Origin of the sequence: Devosia sp., assembly GCF_028290645.1 — a bacterium.
Classification (GTDB): Bacteria; Pseudomonadota; Alphaproteobacteria; order Rhizobiales; family Devosiaceae; genus Devosia_A.
Window position 1 is genome coordinate 1 of record NZ_JAQGJL010000149.1, and the last position, 4,371, is coordinate 4,371.

The 4,371-nt window shown below is 64.9% G+C and carries 4 protein-coding genes and 1 pseudogene; 2 read left to right on the forward strand and 3 right to left on the reverse strand.

The annotated features are described in order from the left end of the window. Both JWQ89_RS08510 and JWQ89_RS08515 read right to left on the reverse strand, forming a co-directional pair. Positions 1–246, reverse strand: a pseudogene (locus JWQ89_RS08510) (sugar ABC transporter substrate-binding protein); the annotation flags it as partial. Positions 247–282: 36 nt separating this feature from the next. Then, positions 283–1,098: a sugar phosphate isomerase/epimerase family protein gene (locus JWQ89_RS08515; RefSeq protein ID WP_299640094.1), complete on the reverse strand. Its 816-nt coding sequence runs from the start codon at positions 1,096–1,098 to the stop codon at positions 283–285. A gap of 246 nt (positions 1,099–1,344) precedes the next feature. Between JWQ89_RS08515 and JWQ89_RS08520 the strand changes: the two genes are divergently transcribed. Both JWQ89_RS08520 and JWQ89_RS08525 read left to right on the forward strand, forming a co-directional pair. Beyond that, positions 1,345–2,643, forward strand: a complete 1,299-nt coding sequence (locus JWQ89_RS08520; RefSeq protein WP_299640098.1) for an ROK family protein — start codon at positions 1,345–1,347, stop codon at positions 2,641–2,643. Beyond that, the gene (locus tag JWQ89_RS08525; protein WP_299640095.1) at positions 2,640–3,674 is read left to right on the forward strand and encodes a substrate-binding domain-containing protein; all 1,035 of its coding nucleotides are present in this window, start codon (positions 2,640–2,642) and stop codon (positions 3,672–3,674) included. Before JWQ89_RS08520 ends, JWQ89_RS08525 begins: the two co-directional genes overlap by 4 nt. 90 nt (positions 3,675–3,764) lie before the next feature. On the opposite strand, the gene JWQ89_RS08530 is transcribed toward JWQ89_RS08525, so the two are convergent. Further along, positions 3,765–4,076: a hypothetical protein gene (locus JWQ89_RS08530; protein ID WP_299640096.1), complete on the reverse strand. Its 312-nt coding sequence runs from the start codon at positions 4,074–4,076 to the stop codon at positions 3,765–3,767. Positions 4,077–4,371: the final 295 nt, after the last annotated feature.

Genomic DNA, 4,371 nt, shown 5'->3' on the forward strand with positions numbered 1-4,371 from the left:
GTCGTCGCCACCGTAGTGCATGACGATGGCGGCGGTGGCGCCCATGGCCTTGATCTTGGCCAGTTCGTCATCCGAAAGCGTGACCTCACTCGCCGAAACCGGGCTCTCGCCGCTCGGGCCGGTGCTCAGCGTCTGGTTGGCAAGTGCGGCCAGCGCTTCATCGGGGCTCTGTGCGAATGCGGCCCCGGCGAGGGTGCCGGTCAGCAATGCTGCCGCCAGTATTGCCGTCGTCTTGAAATGTCCCATGGTTTCCTCCCTTTGGTGACTTTGGTGTTGGCCTGGTCAGGCGAAATGCCGTTTCAGGAATGCGTGGCTACGCGCCGCTCCCTCGAAGGGATCGGGCCAGCTATCGAGTTCGGCCATGACCCAGCCGGAATAGTTCGTGTCCTTGAGCGCCCGGATAACCGCTCCGTTGTCGAGATCACCGGCATCGAGCGGCGTGAAGCCGAACGGTTCGCGCTGCAGGCCCTTGAGATGCACGAGGCCGATCCGCCCGGCGAATTCGCGAACCTGTGCCGCCGGATCGCCACCGGCCGCGGCGAGGTGTGCGGTATCGGGACAGAAGTCGAGGCTCGTCAGGCCGAAAATCCTGGTCACCTCCGAGGGCCCCTCGACGATGGTGGAAAGGTGTGGATGGTAGTGAGCCCGCAGCCCGGCCCGCCCGGCGATCTCGCCGGCCCGGTCGAGCGCCTCGCCGAGCCGCTTGAAGTCGTCTTCCAGAATGCCGCCCGTCCGCTTGGCGCCACCGCCGATAACGTAGTGGCTGGCGCCTGCTTCCGCGGCTGCCGCGGCGACCCGTTCGATCCGGGCCAGCTCTTCGGGCAGGATGTCTGGAAAGATGAAATTGGCGCCCGAATAGGTCGACACCAGCTCCAGGCCGGCATCGGCAAGCTTGCCCCGCAAGACCGTCGGCGCCTCCTCGAGCAGGTTGCCGTCGAAGATCTCAACTCCTTCATAGCCCGCCCGCGCGATGTCGGCGAAGGCGAGGTCCATGTCGGCAAAGGTCCGGTACGTCAGCTGGGTGATTGAGGTCACACCCACCGCGTTGCCGCCGAGCGGTCCCCAACAATTGGCGTGATAGGCCAGCCTTACAGCCATGGGCGTCTTCCTCCGAGCGAGTCCGGCAATGCCGGGGTTGGTCAGCCTTGTGGGCCGATCTTGATGACGAGAGCTATGCCGGTACCCGGCACTAAGTCAACATTTGTTATGCAGATGACCGCATACTTCGGCTGAAAAATAGGCGTAAGCCTCTCCTTGAAGCCAAAAGCCGGCCGGATTAGGTTGGGAAATCAGTCAGGTTGTAGGGTTCGGCGATTGGCAGAGGGGAAGGCAGCATTGCGAACGGTGGGCCGTCCGCGCACCGTTGACGCTGCGCAGTCGAGTCTGGCGCTGCTGCTCAATCTGGTACGGACCGAGACAGCCACGACGCGGCAGGAACTCGAGCGCCATTCCGAACTGGGCCGGGCCGTCGTCGCCGATCGGCTCACGACCATGATCGATCTAGGGCTGCTCCGGGAAGGCGAGCTTGGCCAGGCCACCGGCGGGAGGGCGCCGCGGCAGATGCGCTTCCGGCAGGATGCCGGCTCGCTCCTGGTTTCGGCGATCGACCAGAACTCCATCGCCCTGGGCGTTGCCGATCTGAATGGTCAGATGCTCGTCGAGCACCATGAGGCAGCGCGGCTCGATGCCGGGCCGGAGGCAATTCTGGAGCGACTGGCCACCATCTTCGATTGGCTGCTAAAGGAGACCGAAAAGCCCGCGCCCTGGGGAATCGGGCTTGCCTTGCCCGGGCCGATCGAAAAGCCGGCTGCCGTTTTTGGGACCGTACCGGTGCTGCAGGGCATGCAATCCTGGCAGGGCTTCCCGTTCCTCGAACGGCTGTCGATGCGGTACGGCGTGCCGATCTTCGCCCGCAGCGGCGTTCAGACGATGACCATGGGCGAGGCCAAAGCCGGGGGCGGTCGCGGCCTCAGCGACATCATCTATGTCAAGCTGGGCCGCTCGATCACCGCCGGCCTTATTTCCGAGGGCCGATTGCATCGCGGAGCCCAGGGCGCTGCCGGCATGATCGGCCACAGCAGGGTGGGCGACGAACTGCTTGGGGCAGTGGCGGGGGCAGACGCCCTCGCCCGGGAAGGCATGGCCGCCGCTGAGGATGGCCGCAGCCCATACCTGGCCCAGGTGTTGTTGCGGCAGGGCGAAGTCTCGGTCGTGGATATCGGCCATGCTGCGCAGCTGGGGGACTTGTTCTGTGTCGAACTGCTCGGCCGGTGTGGTCGGATGGTGGGCGAGGCGCTCGCCCCGCTGACCAACCTGATCAATCCCGCACTCATTGTCATTGGCGGGCTTGTCGCCGAATCGGGCGGCGACAGCCTGTTGGCGGGTATTCGCGAAGCGGTGTACCGCCAGTCTCATCCCATGGTGTCGCGCGATCTCCAGATCATGCGCTCGCAAATGGGGGCCTCAGCCGGTCTGGTCGGCGCCGCACAGGTGGTGGTGGAGGAACTGTTCTCATCGTCCACACTGCAAGGCTGGATCGGACATGGCACGCCGCTCCGGCATCCTGACTTCCAAAGGGGCCTGGAGCGATACAAAAGAACACTGGCGCTCGAAATGGCCCCATCAGGGCAGACTGCACCATGAGCGGGCCGACCGACATGTCCATTGCAGGGCTCGGTCCACATGGCGAGCGGGCTGTTCCCGCTGACCAGATTCAGCTGACCGAATCCGATGCGGCCAAAGCCAGGGCCCGCCGCTTTTCGGTGGCGGTGGTCCTCCACACGACCACAAGCGATTGGTCCAAGCAGGAGCTGGCAGGAATCGCCGCAACGCTCGGCCACTATTCGGCGGCCGTGGTCGAGGTGGTCGACTGCAATTTCGACGTCGAACTGCAGATCGCCGCCCTGACCCGGCTGGCGCGTCGGCCGGTAGACGCAATCATTTCCATCCCAATCGGCAATGCCCGCGTGGCGAGCGCCCATCGCAACCTGACGCAGAGCGGCTGCAAGCTGGTCCTCTTGGACAATGCACCGACCGGCATGCTCCCCGGCACCGACTATGCCAGCGTCGTCTCGACCGACAATTTTGGCCTCGGCGAGAGTTGCGCCTCCATGCTGTCGGCCCATATTCCGGCCAATGGCGCCGCCGGCATCCTCGGCTACGGCATCGACTTCTTCGCCACCCATGAGCGTGAAATCGCCTTCCGAAAATGGATGAGCCTCCACCGGCCCGACATCACCCTCGTCCGCGAGCGCTTTGCCGAGCTTGATGGCGCCGGGCAAGCGGCGCTCGCAATGGTGGACAAGACCCCCGGCCTCTCGGGAATCTTCGCAGTCTGGGACGTGCCTGCCATGAAGGCCGTGCGGGCGCTCGCGGAGCGGGGGCGCGAGGTTCCGATCACTACTGTGGACCTGGGCAACGATGTTGCCCTCGAAATGGCGAGGCACGGCATGATCAAGGGCGTCGGTGCGCAGCTGCCCTATGATCAAGGCAGTGCCGCGGCACGGGTGACGCTTGCCGCCCTTCTTGGGCTGCAGGTGCCGCCGTGGGTGGCGCTGGCCGGCCGCGAGGTGAGGCCGTTCGATGTGATCGAAGCGTATCAGGTTATCTGGCACATGCCCGCACCCAAGGTGATCATCGACAGTGTGCGGGCGACCACCGTCATCCAAAACTAGGCCGCAGCCGGCTGCCGAAAGGCCCCGGCCTCCTCTGGGGAACCGGGGCCTGTGGCACCTGGCAGTCCATATTGCCGGTGCGATGCTCGCTCAGTGCACGAAGTGCTTGTTGCATAGCTCTTCCGCCGAGGCGTACGTGCCGCCGGTGACGAGCGGATCGTCGGCGTAGTCGAAGGTCCGCATGGTGGTCGGGTCCTTCTTGGCCTGGGCTTCCGCGGCCTTGCGGGGCAGCCATTTCGTGCCGACGACGTCGACATCGTTCCAGCTGTTCGGCGTGCCGGTCGTCACGAGGCAGGTGCGGTCCTGGCCGGGCGCTGCCGGATTGGCGTTGTTGTTTTGGGCCAGCACCGGCGTGGACCCGAGCGCGAGTCCAACCGCGAGTGTCAGAAGCAAAGTTCTCATTTTTGTATCTCTCTTTTTTTGCCGGGGCCTCCGAAACCCGCGGCATCAAGGAGGGTTCCTGCCTTGGACCTAGGTCGCCACCACATCAGTGCTCATGCCTGCCCGCACTTCCCGCCTGGCTCGCGCGCGAGCAAGCCGCAGCGCACCGGAACCGGCGAGGTTCGAGCAAGTTCAGATTCACGACCGGCCCCGGCTCTTGCCGCCGCGCAAAGGGCCGCCGGAAGTCTGAAACTCGCACCGGGATTACTAGATGACGATTGACCTCGACAGCTTAAAGGGCCAGCAGCCCATCGAG

Coding starts and splice junctions, on each gene's coding strand:
- JWQ89_RS08525 (WP_299640095.1), top strand. CDS start 2,640: ATGAGCGGGCCGACCGACATGTCCATTGCAGGGCTCGGTCCACATGGC.
- JWQ89_RS08515 (WP_299640094.1), bottom strand. CDS start 1,098: ATGGCTGTAAGGCTGGCCTATCACGCCAATTGTTGGGGACCGCTCGGC.
- JWQ89_RS08530 (WP_299640096.1), bottom strand. CDS start 4,076: ATGAGAACTTTGCTTCTGACACTCGCGGTTGGACTCGCGCTCGGGTCC.